The 19,047-nt window shown below is 70.5% G+C and carries 19 protein-coding genes and 1 tRNA gene; 9 read left to right on the top strand and 11 right to left on the bottom strand.

The genetic code is table 11. From position 1 onward, the window contains the following. Positions 1-7 precede the first annotated feature (7 nt). Positions 8-1,081, top strand: a complete 1,074-nt coding sequence (locus H7965_RS19645; RefSeq protein ID WP_186772288.1) for an alpha/beta fold hydrolase — start codon at positions 8-10, stop codon at positions 1,079-1,081. Here H7965_RS19645 and gltX read toward each other — a convergent pair. Further along, positions 1,011-2,345 carry a glutamate--tRNA ligase gene (gene gltX / locus H7965_RS19640; RefSeq protein WP_186772287.1) on the bottom strand — a complete coding sequence of 445 codons (1,335 nt, stop codon included), beginning with the start codon at positions 2,343-2,345 and terminating at the stop codon, positions 1,011-1,013. The two genes, H7965_RS19645 and gltX, sit on opposite strands and share 71 nt — an antisense overlap. Positions 2,346-2,413: 68 nt before the next feature. Between gltX and H7965_RS19635 the strand changes: the two genes are divergently transcribed. Then, complete coding sequence (locus tag H7965_RS19635) at positions 2,414-2,746, top strand: TM2 domain-containing protein (protein ID WP_186772286.1); 333 nt, start codon at positions 2,414-2,416, stop codon at positions 2,744-2,746. A gap of 137 nt (positions 2,747-2,883) precedes the next feature. Here H7965_RS19635 and H7965_RS19630 read toward each other — a convergent pair whose 3' ends face one another. The 10 genes from H7965_RS19630 to H7965_RS19585 all read right to left on the bottom strand — a co-directional run bounded on the left by H7965_RS19630 (position 2,884) and on the right by H7965_RS19585 (position 13,700). Continuing rightward, positions 2,884-3,252 (bottom strand): hypothetical protein, encoded by a 369-nt coding sequence (locus H7965_RS19630; protein ID WP_186772285.1) that lies wholly within the window; start codon positions 3,250-3,252, stop codon positions 2,884-2,886. Next, positions 3,249-3,626, bottom strand: coding sequence for a hypothetical protein (locus H7965_RS19625; protein WP_186772327.1), 378 nt, complete (start codon positions 3,624-3,626; stop codon positions 3,249-3,251). Before H7965_RS19625 ends, H7965_RS19630 begins: the two co-directional genes overlap by 4 nt. A 92-nt stretch (positions 3,627-3,718) precedes the next feature. Further along, complete coding sequence (locus H7965_RS19620) at positions 3,719-5,374, bottom strand: NAD+ synthase (protein ID WP_186772284.1); 1,656 nt, start codon at positions 5,372-5,374, stop codon at positions 3,719-3,721. A gap of 34 nt (positions 5,375-5,408) precedes the next feature. Then, entirely contained in the window at positions 5,409-5,993 is a 585-nt protein-coding gene (locus tag H7965_RS19615) for a hypothetical protein (protein WP_229682711.1), read from the bottom strand. Positions 5,994-6,013: 20 nt separating this feature from the next. After that, complete coding sequence (locus H7965_RS19610) at positions 6,014-7,192, bottom strand: beta/alpha barrel domain-containing protein (protein ID WP_186772283.1); 1,179 nt, start codon at positions 7,190-7,192, stop codon at positions 6,014-6,016. Then, on the bottom strand, positions 7,192-8,565 hold the full coding sequence (locus H7965_RS19605) for a class II 3-deoxy-7-phosphoheptulonate synthase (RefSeq protein ID WP_186772282.1): 1,374 nt from the start codon (positions 8,563-8,565) through the stop codon (positions 7,192-7,194). The genes H7965_RS19610 and H7965_RS19605 overlap by 1 nt, the downstream gene beginning before the upstream one ends. A 201-nt stretch (positions 8,566-8,766) precedes the next feature. Next, positions 8,767-10,143: a glutathione-disulfide reductase gene (gorA, locus tag H7965_RS19600; protein WP_186772281.1), complete on the bottom strand. Its 1,377-nt coding sequence runs from the start codon at positions 10,141-10,143 to the stop codon at positions 8,767-8,769. An 82-nt stretch (positions 10,144-10,225) separates the two neighbouring features. Continuing rightward, positions 10,226-11,458, bottom strand: a complete 1,233-nt coding sequence (locus H7965_RS19595; RefSeq protein ID WP_186772280.1) for a YeeE/YedE family protein — start codon at positions 11,456-11,458, stop codon at positions 10,226-10,228. A gap of 278 nt (positions 11,459-11,736) precedes the next feature. Further along, positions 11,737-12,225: a MaoC family dehydratase gene (locus tag H7965_RS19590; protein ID WP_229682713.1), complete on the bottom strand. Its 489-nt coding sequence runs from the start codon at positions 12,223-12,225 to the stop codon at positions 11,737-11,739. Then, complete coding sequence (locus tag H7965_RS19585) at positions 12,222-13,700, bottom strand: NAD-dependent succinate-semialdehyde dehydrogenase (RefSeq protein ID WP_186772279.1); 1,479 nt, start codon at positions 13,698-13,700, stop codon at positions 12,222-12,224. The genes H7965_RS19590 and H7965_RS19585 overlap by 4 nt, the downstream gene beginning before the upstream one ends. 118 nt (positions 13,701-13,818) lie before the next feature. On the opposite strand from H7965_RS19585, the gene H7965_RS19580 reads away from it, so the two are divergent. The 7 genes from H7965_RS19580 to H7965_RS19555 all read left to right on the top strand — a co-directional run bounded on the left by H7965_RS19580 (position 13,819) and on the right by H7965_RS19555 (position 18,827). Then, the gene (locus H7965_RS19580) at positions 13,819-14,766 is read left to right on the top strand and encodes a tripartite tricarboxylate transporter substrate binding protein (protein WP_186772278.1); all 948 of its coding nucleotides are present in this window, start codon (positions 13,819-13,821) and stop codon (positions 14,764-14,766) included. Further along, complete coding sequence (locus tag H7965_RS19575) at positions 14,763-15,698, top strand: tripartite tricarboxylate transporter substrate binding protein (protein ID WP_186772277.1); 936 nt, start codon at positions 14,763-14,765, stop codon at positions 15,696-15,698. The genes H7965_RS19580 and H7965_RS19575 overlap by 4 nt, the downstream gene beginning before the upstream one ends. A gap of 12 nt (positions 15,699-15,710) precedes the next feature. Then, positions 15,711-15,839, top strand: a complete 129-nt coding sequence (locus H7965_RS31105; protein WP_261394313.1) for a hypothetical protein — start codon at positions 15,711-15,713, stop codon at positions 15,837-15,839. A 55-nt stretch (positions 15,840-15,894) separates the two neighbouring features. Further along, a complete protein-coding gene (locus tag H7965_RS19570; RefSeq protein ID WP_186772276.1) occupies positions 15,895-16,683 on the top strand; it encodes a cyclase family protein in 789 nt (262 codons plus the stop codon). A 68-nt stretch (positions 16,684-16,751) separates the two neighbouring features. Beyond that, a tRNA-Ser gene (locus H7965_RS19565) sits at positions 16,752-16,842 on the top strand. A gap of 582 nt (positions 16,843-17,424) precedes the next feature. Next, entirely contained in the window at positions 17,425-18,057 is a 633-nt protein-coding gene (locus H7965_RS19560) for a HupE/UreJ family protein (RefSeq protein ID WP_186772275.1), read from the top strand. Between the two features lie 491 nt (positions 18,058-18,548). Next, positions 18,549-18,827: a hypothetical protein gene (locus H7965_RS19555; RefSeq protein WP_186772274.1), complete on the top strand. Its 279-nt coding sequence runs from the start codon at positions 18,549-18,551 to the stop codon at positions 18,825-18,827. Positions 18,828-19,047: the final 220 nt, after the last annotated feature.

Raw genomic sequence — 19,047 nt, 5'->3', positions numbered from 1 at the left:
GCGCTGGATGGTCCCGCCGCTCACGCCCTTCACCGCCCGCCCGCCCTGGATCGGCGGCACGCTGCAGACGTTGCGCGCGCTGCGCTACCCGTTCCGCGCGGCGCTGTCGCCGGGCCACCGGCTATGGCTGCCTCTGCCGGATGGCGATGCGCTCGCTGCCATGCTGCACCTGCCGGGGGCGCGTGGTGACCAGCCGCTGGCGGTACTGGTGCACGGCCTCGCCGGCACCGAGGATGACCCCTACCTGCGAGAGGCGGCGCAGGCCCTGCTGTGGCGGGGGTTCCCGGTACTGCGGCTCAACCTGCGCGGCAGTGCCCGGTCGCTGCCGCGCAGCACCAGCCACTACCACCTCGGCCGCAGCGAGGATCTGGCCGCGGCGCTGCAGGCGCTGCCCGGGGCGCTGACCCGGCAAGGGGTGGTGCTGGCGGGCTGGTCGCTCGGCGGCGCCCTGGCACTGCTGCTGCTGGATCGCCATGCGGCGGCGCCCGGCATGCCCCGCATCCTGGCCGCGGCCGCCATCTGCCCGCCGCTGCAGCCGGAGCTGGCGCATGCGGCGATCGACACCAACCCGATCCTCGGCCGCGCCCTGCTGGCCCTCTACCGGCGCGAGGTGCTGGCGGTGCCGGCCAAGGACCTGCCGGAGCCGCTGCGCCGCGCCGCCCGCGCCGCCCGCAGCCTGGAGGAGTTCGAGGCGGAGGTGACCGCGCCGCGCTTCGGCTACCCCTCCTACGCCGTGTTCTGCGAGCTGAACCGCCCGGCCGCGGTGCTGCCGAGGCTGCGCATCCCGACCCTGGTGATGCTGGCCGCCGACGACCCGCTGGTGCCCCTGGCCAGCATGGAGGGCATCGACTGGACCGATTGCCCCGCCGTGCTGCCGCTGGCCATCGCCGGCGGCGGGCATTGCGGCTTCTACGACTGGCGGGCGGGGAGCCTTTCGGTGCGAGTGCTGGGCAGCTTTTTCGAGGGCGCCGCCAAGATGGCGCCAGCAGGGGCGGCGGAGGAGGTCCCGCTCAACCCTCCGCCGCAACCCGCAACCGCAGCGCCGCCTTCTCCCGCCCGATCAGCGGCAGCAGGGTCTTGAGGTCCGGGCCATGCTCCTCGCCGGTCAGGGCGAGGCGCAGCGGCAGGAACAGCGGCTTGCCCTTGCGGCCGGTGGCGGATTTCAGTGCCTCGGTCCAGGCGCCCCAGGTGGTGGCATCCCAGGGCTCGGGCGGCAGGGCGGCGAGGGCGGCGCGGAGGTATTCCGCCTCGCCGGGCTGCGGCGGCGGCACCAGCGTGCCGCGCACCACCTCGAACCACAGCTTCGCCTCGCCAAGCAGGTCGAGGTTGTCGCGCACCACCAGCCAGAATTCCTCGTCCGCACCCTCCGGCAGCTGTGCCCGCACGCTGTCGAAGGAGGCGGTGTGGAGGTGGCGCCGGTTCAGCGCCAATAGCTGCTGCACATCGAAGCGCGCGGGGGATTTCGAGATGGCGGTCAGGTCGAAGCCGGTAACCAGCGCGGCGGGCATGGCCGGCACCGGATCATGCGAGGTGCCGAGCGCCGCCAGATAGCCCGCCAGCGCCGCCGGCTCCACCCCGTCCCGCCTGAGCTGCCGGAGCGAGAGCGAGCCAAGCCGCTTCGACAGAGGCCCGCCATCCGCATCGGTCAGCAGCGGCAGATGGGCGAAGGACAGCGCCCGCGGATCGCCGCCGAGCGCCGCCCAGATGTCGAGCTGCACGCCGGTGTTGGTGACATGGTCCTCGCCGCGGATGATGTGGGTGACGCCGCCCTCCAGGTCGTCGACCACGCTGGTGAAGGTGTAGAGCGGCGAGCCATCGGCGCGGACCAGCACCGGATCGGACAGGCTGGGCAGCTTCACCGCGCGGCGGCCGAGCACGCCATCCTGCCATTCCGGGCTGCGGTTCGAGAGCCTGAAGCGCCAATAGGGCACCTTGCCGTTGGCGAGCGCGCGGGCGAGCTGGTCCGGCGTCATCTTCAGCGCGCCACGATCGTAGATCGGCGGCCTGCCCTGGCGGAGCTGCTGCTCGCGCTTGGAGCGCAGCTCCTCCTCGCTCTCGAAGCAGGGGTAGAGATGGCCGCTGGCCTTCAGCCGTTCGGCGGCGGCGGCGTAGCGCGGCAGCCGGTCGGACTGGCGGAAGCTCTCGTCCCAGTCGAGGCCGAGCCAGCGCAGATCCTCCTCCAGCGCCACGGCGTATTCCGCCTTGCTGCGTTCGAGGTCGGTGTCGTCCAGCCGCAGCAGCACGGTGCCGCCGCGCTGCCGGGCGAAGAGCCAATTCACCAGGGCCGCTCGGGCATTGCCGACATGCAGCAGGCCGGTGGGCGAGGGGGCAAAGCGAAGCTTCATGGTGTTCCAATGCTTGACGGCATGATTCGGTCCGGCTTCTGCTGGCCCGACCAGACGGAGCACCGCCGATGCCGACCAGACTTCCCCCGGGTTCCACCGGGCCGGTGTCCGCCGATGCGCTGGCGATGATGCGCTACGACGCGGCCAAGAAATCGGCGCTGGTGGGCTATCTGCTGTGGTTCTTCCTCGGCTTCGCCGGCATCCATCGCTTCTACCTCGGCGCGACCGGCAGCGGCATCCTCATGCTGCTGGTCTTCCTGGCGTCCACCCTGCTGACGGTGGTGGCGGTTGGCTTCCTGGGGTATCTGGTGCTCGGACTCTGGTGGCTGGTGGATGGGCTGCTGATTCCTAGGCTGGCGGAGCGGTATAACACGCGGCTGATCCAGACCCTGCAGGTGTAGGAACGCCCCGTGAAGCCGCTTCGCCGCTTCACGGGGGTTCCGATGATTCCTCCCGGTCGACGCTTCGGCACGCCTTCCGCGGCAAAGCCGCGGAAGGACGGCAGAGGGCACGCGGAAGGAAAGAAGGGCGTCCCGGCTCACCGCTGCGGATCCAGCGCCTGGTAGTCGGTGTCCTGCTTCCGCGTCGCCGGGGTGGCGATGCAATGCGCGACCCAGGCCACGTGGTCGAGGCCCTCGGCCCGGGCGTATTCGCCGAAGCGGTAGTAGGCGGCGCGCAGGGCCTCGGCCGAGGCCGCATCCTGCCGCAGATCCTCGATCTGGGCGCGGATGAAGCGGCGGGCGTAGTCCTGCGCCGCCTCGGCGCTGGCGAAGCCCTCAACCAGCCAGGCGTCATCGGGGTCCGCCCCGTCATCGCCATGCTCGCCGCATCGCACGCTGAAGCTAGCGGCATGGCGCGGCGCGGGAAGATCCTGGCGCGGCTGCCGCCGCCCGCCGGCGCGGGTCATTCCTCCTCCTCCGCGGCATCCTCGTCGCGGCGGGGGTCGAGGGCGCGCCAGCTGCGGTCCTCAGGATCCAACGCCGGGCGCGCGACGAAATCATTCAGCTCCGCGGCGCTGTGCCAGGCGTGCTCGGCGCCGCCCATCACCTCGGCGTCCTCGCCGAAGGCGAACCAGGCGGCCAGCACCTCCTCCGGCGCCATGCCAGACGTCCGGCAGCGTTCGATACTGTCCCGCACATAGCGCCGGGCGAAAGCGTTGGCATGCTCCAGGGTGCCGAAGCCGCGGATGACCTCCACCGGGTCGGCGCCATTGCCCCCCGAGAGGTCCATGATGCGGACGGCATAGCCGCCCTCCGCCCCGAACTGCGACCGGTCGAACATCGGATCTTCGTTGCTGGCCACGCTGCGCTCCCCGCCATCGCGGCGGAATCCCCCTGGCCGCACGGCCATCGTGATCCCGCTATCGCAACGGCTCATGCGATGAGGTTGGTGTATCCGTTGGTGATCGGGTAACGCCGGTCACGGCCGAAGGCACGCGGGCCGATCTTCACGCCCGGCGGCGCCTGGCGGCGCTTGTACTCCGCCCGGTCCAGCATCCGCCAGACCCGCAGCACCGTCGCCCGGTCATGCCCCTCGGCGACCAGCGCATCGATGTCGCGCTCGTGCTCCACCAGCCCTTCGAGGATGGCGTCCAGCACCACATGGGGCGGCAGGCTGTCCTGGCCGGGCCTGGACCCGGCGGAGGGCGGCCTCGTGATCACCCGCTCCGGCACCACCGGCCCCCGCGGCCCGCGCGCGCCGGCCGGGACATGGGCGTTGCGCCAGCGGCCAAGCGCGACGACCTGGGTCTTGTAGAGGTCCTTCAGCACCGAATAGCCGCCGCACATGTCGCCGTGGAGCGTGGCATAGCCAAGCGAGATCTCCGACTTGTTGCCGGTGGTCAGCACCATCTCGCCGGACGTGTTCGACAGCGCCATGAGGGTCAGGCCGCGGACGCGGGACTGGATGTTCTCCCCGGTGGCATCGGCCGGGCGGTCGGCGAAGGCGGGCGCCAGCATCGCCTGGAAGGCCGCCATCGCCGGGCCGATGTCGATCGTCTCGTAGCGGATGCCGAGCTGCGCGGCGCAGGCGGCGGCGTCCTCCAGGCTTGTCCGGTTGGTGCCGGGGGAGGGCATCATCACCGCCCGTACCCGCTCCGGCCCCAGCGCATCGGCGGCGACGGCGGCGGAGACGGCGCTTTCGATGCCGCCCGAGAGCCCCAGTACCACGCCAGGGAAGCGGTTCTTCTCCACATGGTCGCGCAGCCCGAGCATCATCGCCTGCCAGATCTGCTCCTCACGGGAAGGAAGCTTCGCCAGTGCCTGTGGCGCGCAGACCAGCCGCCCCTCGGCGCGATGCCATTCGGTCAGGATCACCGCCGGCTCGAACAGCGGCATCTGCACCGCCAGGCTGCGGTCGGGGTTGAGCACGAAGCTCGCGCCGTCGAACACCAGCTCGTCCTGGCCACCAAGCTGGCCCAGGAAGACGAGGCCGAGGCCGGTTTCGACCACCCGCGGCACCGCCAGGTCGACGCGCCGCTCCGGCCTGCCGATCTCGAAGGGCGAGGCGTTGATACTGATCAGCACCTCGGCACCGGTTTCGGCCAGGGTCTCGGAAACCGCCGGGAACCACCCATCCTCGCCGATCATCAGGCCCAAGCGGAAGCCGCGGAAGGCGACGGGGCCGGGGGCGGGGCCGGCGTCGAAGAGGCGCCTGTCGTCGAACACGCCGCAATTCGGCAGCTCATGCTTGGCGCGGCGGGCGATGATCCGGCCGCCGTCCGCGACGAACAAGGCATTGTACCGCCGGCCGCCCTCGACCCAGGGGCCGCCGAGCACCAGGCCCGGCCCGCCGTCCGCCGTTTCCGCCGCCAGCGTCTCGATCGCCGCGGCGGCGGCGGCGTTGAATGCCGGCCTGAGGACGAGATCCTCCGGCGGGTAGCCGGCGATGGAGAATTCCGCGGTGACAAGGAGATCGGCGCCGAGCCGCGCCGCCTCCGCCCGTGCCACGCGGATGCGCTCGGCATTGCCGCGCAGATCGCCGAGATGCGGGTTGAGCTGGGCGAGGGCGATGCGGATCGTGTCGGACATGTCGGGACGAAGCTAGGGCCGCATCGCGAGCGGATCAACGCGACCGGGCCGGCCACAGCACCCCGAGCAGCATCCCGGCCGAGACCAGCAGCACCGCCACCAGCCCGAGCGGCGGCAGCGCCTCGCCCAGCAACGGCCATGCGATCAGCGCCGCCAGGGCCGGCACCACCGCCCCCACCATGGTGGTCGGCCCGGGTCCGATCGCCGCCACCGCCCTGGTACAGAGCAGCATGGCGATGACCGAGGCGCCGAGGCCATGGAACAGCCCCTGGATCAGCACCACCCGCCAGGGCGCCTCCGCCATGGCGGAGGGTAGTGCCAGCCACCACACCGGCAGGTAGAGCGGCGCGGCGCCGGCCATCAGCGGAAAGCCGAAGCCGGCCGAAACCAGCAGCACCGGCAGCCGCGCCGGGGCGATGCGCGGCAGCCCGCGCCAGGCGAGCAGCGGCAGCACCGCGACAAAGGAGCCGCCGTAGCGCAGCGCCGCCACATCCCAGGGCGTCAGCGCTTGGCTGGCGGTCAGCCGCGACATCAGGTGGAAGCCGACCCAGATCACCAGCAGCAGCCCGGCGCAGAGCCAGCCGACGAGGCGTTCCCGCCGCATCGGCACGAGCCCCACGGCCGCCGGGCCCTCGTCGCTCAGGCGGGAGAGGGCCCGTTGCGCTTCCGCTTGCCGTTCCGCCGCAGCAGGAACTCGCGGCCGACCTTCACCCGCGGCTCGCCGTCATAGGCGACGATATCCGCGGTGGCGTAGGTCTCGGACCAGATATCGGGCAGGAAGCTGCCGGTGCCGACCACGTCGATCGGCGCCTTGGCATCCGCCATCACCCGGCATTTCTGCACCCCGAAGCCGGAGGAGGCGACGATCCGCACCCGCGGGAAGCCGGCGGCGTCCAGCGCCTCCCGCATCCGCCAGATGGCGGCCGCGGAGACGCCGGTGCCGACCAGGTGGCGCAGCTCGGTCTCAGAGCGGTAGCGGCGGATGGCGCCCGGGGCGTGGCGTTCCAGCACGGCGTAGCTCTCGGCGGGGTCCAGCCCCTCCAGGAAGCGGCCGCCATGGGTATCCAGCCGAAAGGCAAGCTGCCCGGCGGCGGCCAATTCGGGGAAGCGGTGGCAGACGGCGAGGCCATCTGTCACCTCCCGGCCGAAATAATCGACCAGGACGGTCAGCGCCTCATCCGGGAAGGTCTCGTGGAACATCTCCGCGGCGCGCAGGGTGGAACCGGCATAGCCGATCAGCGCATGCGGCATTGTGCCGAAGCCACGCGGCGCGCCGAACCAGCGTGCGGTGGCGTCGGTGGCGTTGCCGATGAAGCCCTTGGCGCCTTCCTTGCGTGCCGCCTCGCTGCCGACGCTGGCGGCATAGGCCATCATTTCCTGCATCTCGGCGCCGGCGCAGTGGCGGGCATCCATCGCCAGGAAGGCGACCTGCGGCAGTTCCAGGCACATCTGATAGGCATTGTGGGCGGCGACGCAGGGCGGCCCCAGCTTCTGCAGATAGAGGGTTTCCAGATCCGACAGCTCGACCAGCGAGCCGGAGAGATAGAGGATCGGATCGCCGGCGCCGACCCAGGTGCCTTCCGGGTGCATCACCTCGATGTCGAAGCGGGTGCCGCGGGACCGCGCCACCCCCTCCAGCCATTCCAGCATCAGGCGCGGCGCGCTGACCACCGGGCGGCGGAGGAAGACCGCGTAGGTGACATGGCAATCGCCGAAGCGCCGGACGATGGCCCGGGTCCGGTTAAAATAGGCATCGGTCCGTGCGGTGATCGCCGCATCGCCCGGCGCCTCCCCGCTCGGCGGCGGCCGCTGGTCCATTACTGCGCGGCCTGGGCCGGCTGGACCGGGGTGCGGCGCGCCTTCAGCTCCGCCGCGATCAGGAAGGCCAGCTCCAGCGATTGTTCGGCGTTCAGCCGCGGGTCGCAGAAGGTCTGGTAGCGCAGCGCCAGATCGGCTTCGGAGAGGCGGTGCGCGCCGCCGAGGCATTCGGTGACCTCCTGGCCGGTCATTTCGACATGCACGCCGCCGGGCTGGGTACCCTCCGCCGCGTGGCAGTCGAAGAAGCGGCGGACCTCGGTCAGCACCGCATCGAAGGGTCGGGTCTTGTAGCTGCCGACGGTGGTGGTGTTGCCGTGCATCGGGTCCGACAGCCAGACCACGTTGCGGCCGGCCCGCTTCACCGCCCGCAGCAGCGGCGGCAGCTTGGCCTCCACCTTGTCGGCGCCCATGCGGGAGATCAGGGTCAGCCGGCCCTTGGCATTGGCCGGGTTGAGGATCTCGGTCAGCCGCACCAGCTCGTCCGGCGCCATGCTCGGGCCGACCTTCATGCCGATGGGGTTCTTCACCCCGCGCAGGAATTCGACATGCGCGCCATCCGGCTGCCGGGTGCGGTCGCCGATCCAGAGGAAATGCGCCGAGCAGGCGTAGCTGTCGCCGGTGGTGGAGTCGACGCGGGTCAGCGCCTGCTCGTAAGGCAGCAGCAGGCTTTCGTGCGAGGTGTAGAAATCCGTCTCCCGCACCTGCGGCAGGTCGGACATGCCGCAGGCCTGCATGAAGCCCAAGGTCTCGTCGATCCGGTGCGCCAGATCCTGGTAGCGGTCGGCCAGCGGGCTGCGCTCGACGAAGCCGAGGTTCCAGCGGTGCACCTGGTGCAGGTCGGCGTAGCCGCCGGTGGCGAAGGCGCGCAGCAGATTGAGCGTGCCAGCCGACTGCATATAGGCGAATTCCATCCGCGACGGGTCGGGGATGCGGGCCTCCGGGGTGAAGTCGGGGCCGTTGATGATATCGCCGCGGTAGGAGGGCAGGGTGATGCCGTCCTTGGTCTCGGTGTCCGAGGAACGCGGCTTGGCGAATTGCCCGGCCATGCGGCCGAGCTTCACCACCGGCGTGCCGCCGCCAAAGGTCAGCACCACCGCCATCTGCAGCAGCACCCGGAAGGTGTCGCGGATGACGTTGGCAGTGAAGTCGGAGAAGCTCTCGGCGCAGTCGCCGCCCTGCAGGACGAAGCCCTGGCCGTCGCCGGCCTTGGCCAGTGCGGCCTGCAGACGCCGCGCCTCGCCGGCAAAGACCAGCGGCGGCCAGCGGGAGATGCGGGCTTCCGCTTCGGCGAGTTTCGCCGCGTCCGGGTATTCCGGAACCTGCCGTATCGGCATGTCCCGCCAGCTTCCCGGGTGCCAGGCGCGCGCAACCATACTCTGCTTTCTCCCTTGGAATTCCCGACCATAGCCGAGGTGGGCAGGCAGGTGAACCCGGTGGGTTCAACCCGTCGCAACAGATGAACCGGAGCGCCGCCGACCGAAACGGATCGCTGTCCTAGCCGGAGTGCGATCCGCTCCAGCCTTCTTTCAGAGCAGCGTCATGCCTTCAGGCTTCCAGCATTCCGGCGATCTGCTCTATTCCGCTGCCGCACGCAGCCCGGCCTCGCGGGTGCGGGTCCGCATGGTGACGAATTCCTCGGCCGCGGTCGGGTGGATGCCGATGGTGCGGTCGAAATCCTCCTTGGTCAGCCCGGCGGCGACGGCGATGCCGATGCCCTGCATGATCTCCGCCGCATCCTCGCCCAGCATATGGGCGCCGAGCACCTTCCGGGTCTCCTGGCAGACGATGAGCTTCATCAGGGTCTTCCGCCCCTGCCGCTGGCTCAGCGTATGGCGCATGGGGGTGAAGCTCGCCAGGTAGATGTCGACCGGGCCGCAGGCCGCGGCATCCGCCTCGGTCAGCCCCACCGTGCCGATCGGCGGCGAGGTGAAGACCGCGGTCGGCACGTTCAGGTAGCTGGCGCGGCGGGGAGTCTTCCCGAACAGCGTATCGGCCAGCGCATGCCCCACCGCGGTCGCCATCGGCGTCAGGTTCAGCTTGTCGGTCACGTCGCCGATTGCCCAGATGTTGGGCGCGGTGGTGCGGTGGTCCTCATCCACCTCGATGGCACCGCCGGCGGTGCAGGCCACGCCGGCGGCGTCGAGGTGAAGCCCCTGGGTGTTCGGCTCCCGCCCGGTGGCGAAGAGCACCGCATCGCCTTCCACCGCGCCGCCGCCCAGCAGGCTGAGCCGCAGATGGTCGCCCTGGCGGTCGAGCCGGGCAGGGTGGTGACCGACATGCTGGTGGATGCCCTGGGCGTCCAGCGCCGCCTTCAGCGCCACGCGGATGTCCTGGTCAAAGCCGCGCAGCGGCATGTCGGCGCGGTAGACCAGCTCCACTTGGCTGCCCAGCGCCTGGAAGACGCAGGCGAATTCCAGGGCGATATAGCCGCCGCCGACGACGATCAGCCGCTTCGGCAGGGTCTTCAGGGTGAAGACATCATCCGAGAGCATGCCGAGTTCGGCACCCGGTAGTTCCGGCCGCACCGCCCGGCCGCCGACGGCAATGACGATCTTCTCCGCGGTCACCCGCCTGCCGCCGACATCCAGGGTATGGGCGTCGATGAAGCTGGCGCGGGCGTCGAAGCTGGTGACGCCGGCATTGGCCAGCAGCCGGCCGTAGATGCCGGACAGGCGCGCCACCTCGGCATCCCGCGCCGCGGCGAGCTTCGCCAGGTCGAAGCCGCGCACCTCCATGTCCCAGCCGAAGCCGGCGGCTTCCTCAGCCCAACCGGCGTACTCGGCGGCATTGACCATCAGCTTCTTCGGCACGCAGCCGACATTGACGCAGGTGCCGCCCCAGAACCGCTCCTCGGCGACGCCGACGCGGGCGCCATGCCCGGCGGCGATGCGGGCGCAGCGCACCCCGCCGCTGCCGCCGCCGATCACGAAGAGGTCGAAGTCATAGGCCATGGTCCGCCCTTCCTTGCGCCGGCCGGAGCCGGAATCTTCCGCAGTATATGCGTCCGCCCGGGCCGGAAGGTAAACCGGGGCATCAGCAGCCGGTCTGCCGCGGCAGCCGCTCCACCTCCAGCCCGAAGGCCGGGCGCAGCCAGGTGCCGAGGACATTGCCGAAGAACGCCGCCACCATCCAGGCCCAGCCATGCAGGCTGCCGGAGGCGATGCCGGAGAAATAGGCGCCGATGTTGCAGCCATAGGCCAGCCGCGCCCCATAGCCGAGCAGCAGCCCGCCCGCCACCGCCGCCAGGGCGGAGCGCAGCGGCACCCCCCAGCGCGGGGCGAAGCGCCCGGCCAGCGCGGCCGCCAGCAGCGCACCGAGAATGATGCCGAAATCCATTACCGAAGTGATGTCGGCGAGCACGCTGCCCTCCAGCGCCGCGCGCTGCGCCGGGCTGGACCAGAAGGGCCAGCTTGCCGGGTCGAAGCCGATCAGCGCCGCCGCCTTGGAGCCCCAGAGGGCGAAGGCGGAGGTGATGCCCCAGGGCCGCCCGGCCAGAGCCAGGGTGGCGAAGTTCAGCAGCGCCAGCGCCACCGCGCCGGCGACCAGCGGCCAGGGCCCGCGCAGCAGCCGGGCGAGGCCGGCCCGCGGTGCGGCCTCCGGCGCCACCAGCCGGCCGTGCCGCCGCCGCTCCAGCACCAGGGTCAGCCCGGCGATGCCGGCGAAGACGGTGAGGTTGGCGGCCAGCGCCGGCCAGGGGCCCCATGTCTTCACCAGCGAGATCGGCGGCAGATGCGGCAGCGCCGCCCACCAGTGAAGATGCGCGGCACCCAGTGCCGAGCCGGCGATGAAGGCAGCCAGGGTCAGCAGCATCCGGGTCGAACCGCCGCCCACGGTATAGAGCGTGCCGGAGGCGCAGCCACCGCCGAGTTGCATGCCGATGCCGAAGATGAAGGCGCCGAACAGCACCGAGACGCCGAGCGGCGCCACCAGCCCCTGCACCGGCTGGCCGAACAGCGTCCCCGCTGCCAGCACCGGGAAGAATAGCAGGGTGGCCACCGCCAGCATGACCATCTGCGCCCGGAGGCCGGCGCCGCGCCGGTCGGCGATGAACACCCGCCAGGCGGAGGTGAAGCCGAAGGCGGCATGGTAGAGCACCAGGCCGAGCGCCGCGCCAAGCAGGTAGAGCGCCGCCTGACGCGGGCTGACCGCCTGGCCGATAGCCAGCGCACCGAGCAGCAGCAGGGCGCCGGCGCCGAGTGCGGCAGGGGTGTTGATGGCGATGCGCCGCGTTGGCAGCGGCGCAGCAGCAAGGGTCGTTGCGGACATGGCTTTCCCGGTCACCGAACTATAGCGCGGGACATGGCCGTGCGGGCCGGCAGTTTCACCATGACAGGACGGGCGAAGGCTGAAACCCCGACCTGCCGCTGTTGCATGGCTCAGGCGCCCAGCCGCAGCTGACGGCAGCTGACCGTGGAACTGTACCTTGTCCGCCGCGCCCGGGCTGGACCCGCGTGCCGAAGAGTAAGCTAAAATCAATGCCTCGGGTGGCCGGGTCGAGTCCGGCCAAGACGGTGGAGCGGTGCTGTCGAGCCGCGCCCGGCGCCTCAGCCCGGGGTCGTCTCTGGCCGCCGCGGCACCATCAGGCGGACGGTGAAGACCTGCACCTCCTCGCCCGCCGCGTTCAGCGTGCGGTTGCGCACCAGCGCGGTGCCGCGGTCGGGCTTAGAGCGGGAGGGCGTCACCTCCAGCACCTCGATCTCAAGGCGGAGCGAGTTGCCCGGCCGCACCGGCTTCGTCCATTGCAGGTCACCGCCACCGCCGACGATGCCCCAGGGCAGCCCGGCCAGCGCCTGCACCACCATGCGCATGGTCAGCGCCGCGGTATGCCAGCCGCTGGCGGCAAGGCCACCGAAGATGTGCTGTTTCGCCGCTGCATCATCGAGATGGAAGGGCTGGGGGTCGTATTGCCGGGCGAAGTCGATGATCTCCTCCGCCGAGACGGTGACCGGGCCGGCGGTGAAGCGCCGGCCCGGGATGAGGTCCTCAAGGTAGATCGGCGCCGCCTGCTGCGCCGGGACGGCGCCGCCGCTCACGTCCCGATGCCGCCGAGGGCGAGGTACTTCACCTCAAGGTATTCCTCGATGCCATGATGGCTGCCTTCGCGGCCGAGGCCGCTTTCCTTGACGCCGCCGAAGGGCGCCACCTCGGTCGAGATCAGCCCCTCGTTGATGCCGATCATCCCGCTCTCGATCGCCTCGGCGACGCGGAAGATGCGGCCGACGTCGCGGGCGTAGAAATAGGCGGCGAGGCCGAAGGGCGTGTCATTCGCCAGGGCGATCGCCTCCTCCTCCGTCTTGAAGCGGAACAGTGGCGCGACCGGGCCGAAGGTCTCCTCGCGGAACATCAGCGCGTCATGCGGGACATTCGCCAGGACTGTCGGCTCGTAGAAATTGCCGCCGCGCGTGTGCCGCTTGCCGCCGGTGACCACCTTGGCGCCCTTCGAGAGCGCGTCGGAGACATGCTCCTCGACCTTCGCCACGGCATCGCCATTGATGAGCGGGCCTTGGGTGACGCCGGGCTCCATCCCGTCGCCGACCTTCAGCGCCTCGACGGCGGCTTTGAGCTTCGCGGCGAAGGCATCATAGACGCCGTCCTGCACCAGGATGCGGTTGGCGCAGACGCAGGTCTGGCCGGTATTGCGGTACTTGCTCGCCATGGCGCCCTGCACCGCGGCATCCAGGTCGGCGTCGTCGAAGACGATGAAGGGCGCGTTGCCGCCGAGCTCCATGCTGGTCTTCTTGATGGTCGGCGCGCATTGCGCCAGCAGCAGGCGCCCGACATCGGTGGAGCCGGTGAAGGTCAGCTTGCGCACCAGCGGGTTGGAGGTCAGCTCCTTGCCGGTCTCGCCTGAGGGGCCGGTGATGACGTTGCAGACGCCGGGCGGCATGCCCGCGCGCTCCGCCAGCACGGCGATCGCCAGCGCCGAGAAGGGGGTCTGCGAAGCCGGGCGGATGACGCCGGTGCAGCCGGCGGCCCAGCCGGGGCCGGTCTTCCGGGTGATCATCGCCGCCGGGAAATTCCACGGCGTGATGGCGGCGAAGACGCCGATCGGCTCCTTCGTCACGATGATCCGGCGGCCCTTGGCGTTCTGCGGGATGGTGTCGCCGTAGACCCGCTTCCCCTCCTCGGCGAACCATTCGATGAAGCTGGCAGCATAGGCGATCTCGCCCTTGCTCTCGGCGAGCGGTTTGCCTTGTTCGGCGGTCATGATCGCCGCCAGGTCATCGGTATTCGCCAGCATCAGCTCGAACAGCCGGCGCAGGATGGCGCTGCGGTCCTTGGCCAGCATGGCGCGCCAGGCCGGCTGGGCCTTGTGCGCTGCCTCGATGGCGCGGCGGGTCTCGGCGGCACCCATGGCGGGAACCTGGCCGACCGCCTCTCCGGTGGAAGGATTGCGCACGGTGAGGGTCTTGCCGCTGTCCGCCTGCACCCATTGCCCGCCGATGCAATTCGCCTGGCGGAACAGCTCCGGATCCTTGAGCGGCAGTTTGGCGAGGGCATCGAGCATCGGTGTTGTCTCCTTCCCAAGGCGCGGAAGATAGGCCCCCATCGGTGCTTTGTCAGCGGCGGGGGGGGATGTAGGCTGGCCGCAACGATGCCGGCACGGCCGGCGAGGGAGGAGACCGATGCGCCCGATCATCCTGGCGTTGGGGCTGCTCGCATGCGCCGGCGTGCCGGCGAGGGCCGAATACCCCGACCGGCCCGTCACCGTGATCCATAATTATGGCCCCGGCACCGCCTCGGACGCCACCGCGCGCTCGATCGCCGAGGCCTTCGCCGCGCATTTCGGACGGCCCTTCCCGGTGGTGAACCGCGACGGCGCCGCCGGCGTGGTCGGCGCCCGGGCGCTCGCCGCCAGCCCGGCGGATGGCTACACGCTGCTGATCGGGCCGATGACCGCGCTGACCTCGCAGCCGCATCTGGTGCGCGACACCGGTCTTGGACCGGAGGCGGTGGCGCCGGTGTGCAATGTCTCGGCCAACATGCTCGGCATCGTGGTGCGGGCTGACAGCCCGTGGCGGACCGGTCCGGACATCGTCGCCGCGGCGAAGCAGCGCACCCTGCTGTATGGCGCGACCGGCGTGGTCTCGCTCACCGCGCTCGGCGTGCACCGGATGCGGGCGGCGGCGGGCGGGGAGTACCAGTCGGTGGCGTTCCGCAGCGACGGCGCCTCGCTGACCGAGGTGCTGGCCGGGCGGCTGGATTTCGCGGCGACGCTGATTGCCAATGCGACGCCGCAGATCCGCGCCGGCGAGATGCGGCTGATCGGCGCCTTCGCCGACCGGCGCTACCCGGAATTCGCCGACGTTCCGACATTGCCGGAACAGGGTATCGCCGCCGAGCAAATGAGCTACGCCGGCATCATCATGCCACGCGGCACGCCGGAGCCGATCCTCGCCCGCATGGAAGCGGCCTGTGCCGCGGCGATGAACTCCGAACCCTTCCGCCGCGCGGTGGCGCAATTCGGCATTGTCGTCGACCATCGCGGCCGCGCCGAGTTCGGCCGGCTGCTGGCGCAGGAGTTCCAGAGCCTCGGCTCGGTGCTGCGCGACCTGCGGGTGCAGCCAGAATGAGGCGACTGCTGCTGGCCCTGGCTGTGCTGTTGGCGCCCGGCGCCGCCGGCGCCCATCCGGACCGGCCGATCACCCTGATCAGCCCCTATGCGCTCTCGGTCAATGCGACCATCAGGGCGCTGGGCGATGCCATGGGTCGGGCGCTGGGGCAGCGGGTGGTGGTGGTGGCGCGGGACGGCGGTTCCGGCGTCGTCGGCATGCAGGTGCTGGCGGCGAGCATGCCGGATGGCCACACCTTGGCCTATACCGCGGTGACGCCGCTGGTGGTGCAGCCGCATCTGCTGCCCAGCATCGGCTACACCCGGGCCAGCTTCGCCAGCGTCTGCAACGTGGCGGAGAATGTGCTGGGGCTGGTGGTGGCGCCGGACAGCCCATACCGCGACGTGCCGGAACTGGTGGCGGCGGCGCGGCGGAAGGCGCTGCGCTTCGGCTCGCCCGGGCCGAATTCGGCGCCGCAGATCGTGGTGGAGCGGATCCGTGCCGCCGCCGGCGGCGATTACGAGCACGTGCCCTTCCGCGGCGATCAGCAACCGATCCTGGAGACCCTGGCGGGACGGCTGGATTTCGCCGCCGTCGTCGTCGCCTCGGCCGGGGAGATGCTGCGGACCGGGCGGCTGCGGCTGCTCGGCGTGGTCTCGGCGTGGCGGCATCCGGAATTCCCGGAGACGCCTACGGTTCAGGAACAGGGGGTGGCGGTGGTGCAGCGCAGCTTCGCCGGGGTGCACGCCCCGGCCGGCACGCCGGCGCCGGTGCTGGACCGGCTGGAGGCGGCCTGCCGGGTCGCGGTGGATGATCCGCTGTTCCGCCGGGTGGCGTGGGCGAATGGCGTGGTGGTGGATTTCCGTGGCCGGGACGAACAGGATGCGCTGCTGGCCGAGCTTTCCGCCGGCTTCGCCAGCCTGCTGCACGGTCTGGGCGTGCGGCGGCAATAGGGGAGGGGGTTGATGCCGCGACTGCTGGCCGCGCTGCTGCTGCCGGAATACCTGGGCCGCGCCGATTTCGCCCGTCGCATCGCGCTGGATTTCGAGAGTCACGGCCAGCTGCTGCAATCGCTCGGCGTGCAGCCGGAGTAGGTTTGACCGCCCCTTGGGGCGCTCCTACCGTGCCGGCGAACCATAGGGGATGCCCATGCCGCGCCGTATCGTCGACCTTTCCGTACCGCTCAGGGCGGGGATCAAATCCGACCCGCCCTGGGCGCTGCCGAAGATCGACTACCACGACCACAAGATGACGGCGCCGCCGATCGCGGAGTACTTCGGCATCTCGCTCGACCAGCTGCCGGAGGGGAATTACGCGGCGCGCGAGCAGGTGCAGATCTCGACCCATGCGGGGACGCATCTGGACAGCCCCTATCATTTCTTTCCGCGCCAGGACGAGCGGTTGGTGCCGGGCGGGCGGCTTTCGATGCGGATTGACGAGGTGCCGCTCGACTGGTGCTTCCAGCCCGGGGTGAAGCTGGATTTCCGCCATCTGCCGGATGGCTACACGGTGCAGCCCGAGGATGTGCAGCGGGAGCTGGCACGGATCGGCCACACCTTGCAGCCGCTGGAGATCGTGGTGGTGAACACCGCGGCCGGCGCCCGCTATGGCGAGGATGATTACGTCGACGTCGGCTGCGGCATGGGCAAGGCGGCGACGCTGTGGCTGCTGGAGCAGGGGGTGCGGCTGACCGGCACCGATGCCTGGTCCTGGGACGTTCCGTTCAGCGTGACGAAGCAGCGCCTGGCCGAGGGCGCCTCGCCTGAAATCATCTGGGAAGGACATCGGGCCGGGCGCGAGATCGGCTACTGCCACATCGAGAAGCTGCACAACCTGGAGGCGCTGCCGCCGGATGGCTTCATGGTGGCCTGCTTCCCGGTCAAGGTGCACCAGGGCTCGGCCGGCTGGACCCGGGCGGTGGCAATTTTCCAGGATTAGGCCGGGTTGCCGGGACGGGGCGGTTTGACTATGGTCCGCCGCCCTGCGCCCCTGGATGGCGTGGCGATGGATGGGTGGCCGAGCGGTCGAAGGCGCGCGCCTGGAAAGTGCGTATACGTCAAAAGCGTATCGTGGGTTCGAATCCCACCCCATCCGCCAGTTCCCATAAAGCACAACTAATAAAACGCGAGCATGGTGGCGTTAAAAAGAATGCCGCCGACCGCCGTGATGCCGGCTTGTACCCCGAGGCGGGCTTAGACCGCATCACGAGACAGGGGCAGAGCCTGCGGGGAGGCCTGGATGATTTGCCGCCATCTTCCACTCCTGCTCAGTGAGGCAAGGGCTGTCTTTGCACCAGGTGCATCGCCAGCTTGCTGGTTGCGTGGCTGCCGGGAACGGCGTCCGTCACTATCGATGTGTCAGATAGCCTCCTCATCTCAATGTCTCGGCAGTATCGGGACAGCGGAGGTCGAAACCGCGCGGTCGAGCTGGAAGTATCGGGCGGATCCGCAGTGATGCCTCGCCATGACGGATCATCCTTGTCGGCTGGCACTTTCCGGGCAGTCTGAAGACGGGTGCCGACTTTTGCCTCGGGACCTGACAGAGCCTCGCGCACTCTGCGTGGGGCGGGCCAAGTGGATGCCGGTCCGGGCGCGCCCATGCCCCGGGCGTCGGGCATGCACTTGCTGGGGCGCTGGGAAGGCGCGAACATCGGACAAAACCCAGTGCCAGGAATGCCGCATGCCTCGACGCCTGCTCCCCGCAATCGCCGCCTTGGCCACTGTCCTGCCGGTCCGAGGCTTCGCCCATCACCCGATGGACGGGGCGGTCCCCGCGACAGCCTGGGAAGGCATCGCGTCCGGGATCGCCCACCCGGTGATCGGGCTCGACCATCTCGCCTTTCTCCTGGCTGCCGGCACCCTGGCCGCGACCGCCCCGCGCCTCGGCGGACTTTGGGCGCTCGCCGCGTTTCTCGGTGCCGGTCTGGTCGGGGCGCTTCTCCACCTCGCCGGGGCAGGCCTGGGGCCAGTCGAAGCCGCGGTCGCGCTCTCGGTCTTGCTCGCGGGCATGGCGCTGCTGGCCCCGGTGTCCCGCCGCCGGGGGAAGGCTCTGGTGTGGCTCGCCGCGGCATTCGGGGCAGCCGGCCTCTTCCACGGCCAAGCCTATGCCGAGGCCGTCGTGGGCGCCGGGCCGGTGCCCGTCATGGCGTATCTTGCCACTCTGGTTGCGGTCCAGGTTGCGATCGGCCTGGCCGCCATGGCGGCGGCGCGACGCTTCGGACTGCTGGATGGAGCAACGCGGCACCGTCGCCTGGCCGGAATGGGCGTGACCGTCGTAGGTGCAGTGGCCCTTGTCGCAGCTGTCCTGGCCTGAACTGCCCGATACCCGGTGCGCGTGGCCGGGCGCGTTGGTGAACACCAGCCGCATCCCGGCTGCCGGCCTGCACCATCACCCGGTCGGAGGTGCCAGTGCCGGAAAGCAGCGGGGTAGAGCGGATCGTGGAGGGCGTGAACGCCCCGGAGCGTGAATCCGCTGTAGCGCGAGACCAGCGGATAACGGCGTCATCAGCACCGGCGCAATGCGCTCCTCGCCGCCGTGCAGGATCAGCCACCGCCTCGGTGCCCGCTCTCGTGCAGGACGCAGGCAGGGTGTGGCTGACCTCCAGGCTTCCATTGCGTGCGCTGATGCCGGCCGGCGTGATGAAGCCGACCATGGCCCTGGCACCGGAAGCGGGCTGCCGCGTTCTACCCGCGCAATCGAACAGGCGAGGGTGTCGCATGAGTGGCCAGATCGAGGGTACGGCAGCATCGGCGGTAGGCGCTCACAGCAAGGACGCCATGCAGTCACGCGCGGATGAACGGCCCATGGACAAGGACCGCTCCGTCAAATCGGAGGAGAGCGATGGCGGCGCCCGCACGGTGGCGGAGGACGCGATGGCCACGGCGAGCGAGGCCGCCGCATCCGCCTCGGACATGGCCAGGAATGCCGGGGCGAGTCTCTCGCGTGCGGGTAGTCAGGTGTATCGGCAAGGCGCTCAGACGGGGGAGTATGTCGGCGGACTGGTCAGGTCGGATCCGCTGCTCGCGCTGCTGGGCGCCGGCGCCCTGGGCTTTGCCCTGGGCCTGCTGGTCGGCCGGCGCTAGGGCAGATCGGACAGGACCTCACTTGGAGCGGAAAACAAAACCGGCGCACGCTGAACAAAATCAGGGGCTTGGGCTTAACGAAGGTAAGAGGGGCAAAACCTGTGGCGAGGGTGCAGTTTGCCCTTCCCAGGTGGCGGCTGGTCTGATTCGCTCGGGCGCATGGTCCCGCCCGCCGATCCTGACGCGCTGTCGCCGGCCGAGCTGAAGGCGCTGGTCAGCG

Source organism: Siccirubricoccus deserti (genome assembly GCF_014283215.1).
Classification (GTDB): domain Bacteria; phylum Pseudomonadota; class Alphaproteobacteria; order Acetobacterales; family Acetobacteraceae; genus Siccirubricoccus; species Siccirubricoccus deserti.
This window is presented reverse-complemented; position numbering and strand designations above follow the sequence as displayed.

What these genes read in the sequence shown, in the direction of transcription:
- H7965_RS19645 (WP_186772288.1), top strand. Translation starts at nt 8, where the DNA reads ATGGTCCCGCCGCTCACGCCCTTCACCGCCCGCCCGCCCTGGATCGGC.
- gltX (WP_186772287.1), bottom strand. Translation starts at nt 2,345, where the DNA reads ATGAAGCTTCGCTTTGCCCCCTCGCCCACCGGCCTGCTGCATGTCGGC.
- H7965_RS19635 (WP_186772286.1), top strand. Translation starts at nt 2,414, where the DNA reads ATGCCGACCAGACTTCCCCCGGGTTCCACCGGGCCGGTGTCCGCCGAT.
- H7965_RS19630 (WP_186772285.1), bottom strand. Translation starts at nt 3,252, where the DNA reads ATGACCCGCGCCGGCGGGCGGCGGCAGCCGCGCCAGGATCTTCCCGCG.
- H7965_RS19625 (WP_186772327.1), bottom strand. Translation starts at nt 3,626, where the DNA reads ATGTTCGACCGGTCGCAGTTCGGGGCGGAGGGCGGCTATGCCGTCCGC.
- H7965_RS19620 (WP_186772284.1), bottom strand. Translation starts at nt 5,374, where the DNA reads ATGTCCGACACGATCCGCATCGCCCTCGCCCAGCTCAACCCGCATCTC.
- H7965_RS19610 (WP_186772283.1), bottom strand. Translation starts at nt 7,192, where the DNA reads ATGGACCAGCGGCCGCCGCCGAGCGGGGAGGCGCCGGGCGATGCGGCG.
- H7965_RS19605 (WP_186772282.1), bottom strand. Translation starts at nt 8,565, where the DNA reads ATGGTTGCGCGCGCCTGGCACCCGGGAAGCTGGCGGGACATGCCGATA.
- gorA (WP_186772281.1), bottom strand. Translation starts at nt 10,143, where the DNA reads ATGGCCTATGACTTCGACCTCTTCGTGATCGGCGGCGGCAGCGGCGGG.
- H7965_RS19595 (WP_186772280.1), bottom strand. Translation starts at nt 11,458, where the DNA reads ATGTCCGCAACGACCCTTGCTGCTGCGCCGCTGCCAACGCGGCGCATC.
- H7965_RS19585 (WP_186772279.1), bottom strand. Translation starts at nt 13,700, where the DNA reads ATGCTCGATGCCCTCGCCAAACTGCCGCTCAAGGATCCGGAGCTGTTC.
- H7965_RS19580 (WP_186772278.1), top strand. Translation starts at nt 13,819, where the DNA reads ATGCGCCCGATCATCCTGGCGTTGGGGCTGCTCGCATGCGCCGGCGTG.
- H7965_RS19575 (WP_186772277.1), top strand. Translation starts at nt 14,763, where the DNA reads ATGAGGCGACTGCTGCTGGCCCTGGCTGTGCTGTTGGCGCCCGGCGCC.
- H7965_RS31105 (WP_261394313.1), top strand. Translation starts at nt 15,711, where the DNA reads ATGCCGCGACTGCTGGCCGCGCTGCTGCTGCCGGAATACCTGGGCCGC.
- H7965_RS19570 (WP_186772276.1), top strand. Translation starts at nt 15,895, where the DNA reads ATGCCGCGCCGTATCGTCGACCTTTCCGTACCGCTCAGGGCGGGGATC.
- H7965_RS19560 (WP_186772275.1), top strand. Translation starts at nt 17,425, where the DNA reads ATGCCTCGACGCCTGCTCCCCGCAATCGCCGCCTTGGCCACTGTCCTG.
- H7965_RS19555 (WP_186772274.1), top strand. Translation starts at nt 18,549, where the DNA reads ATGGACAAGGACCGCTCCGTCAAATCGGAGGAGAGCGATGGCGGCGCC.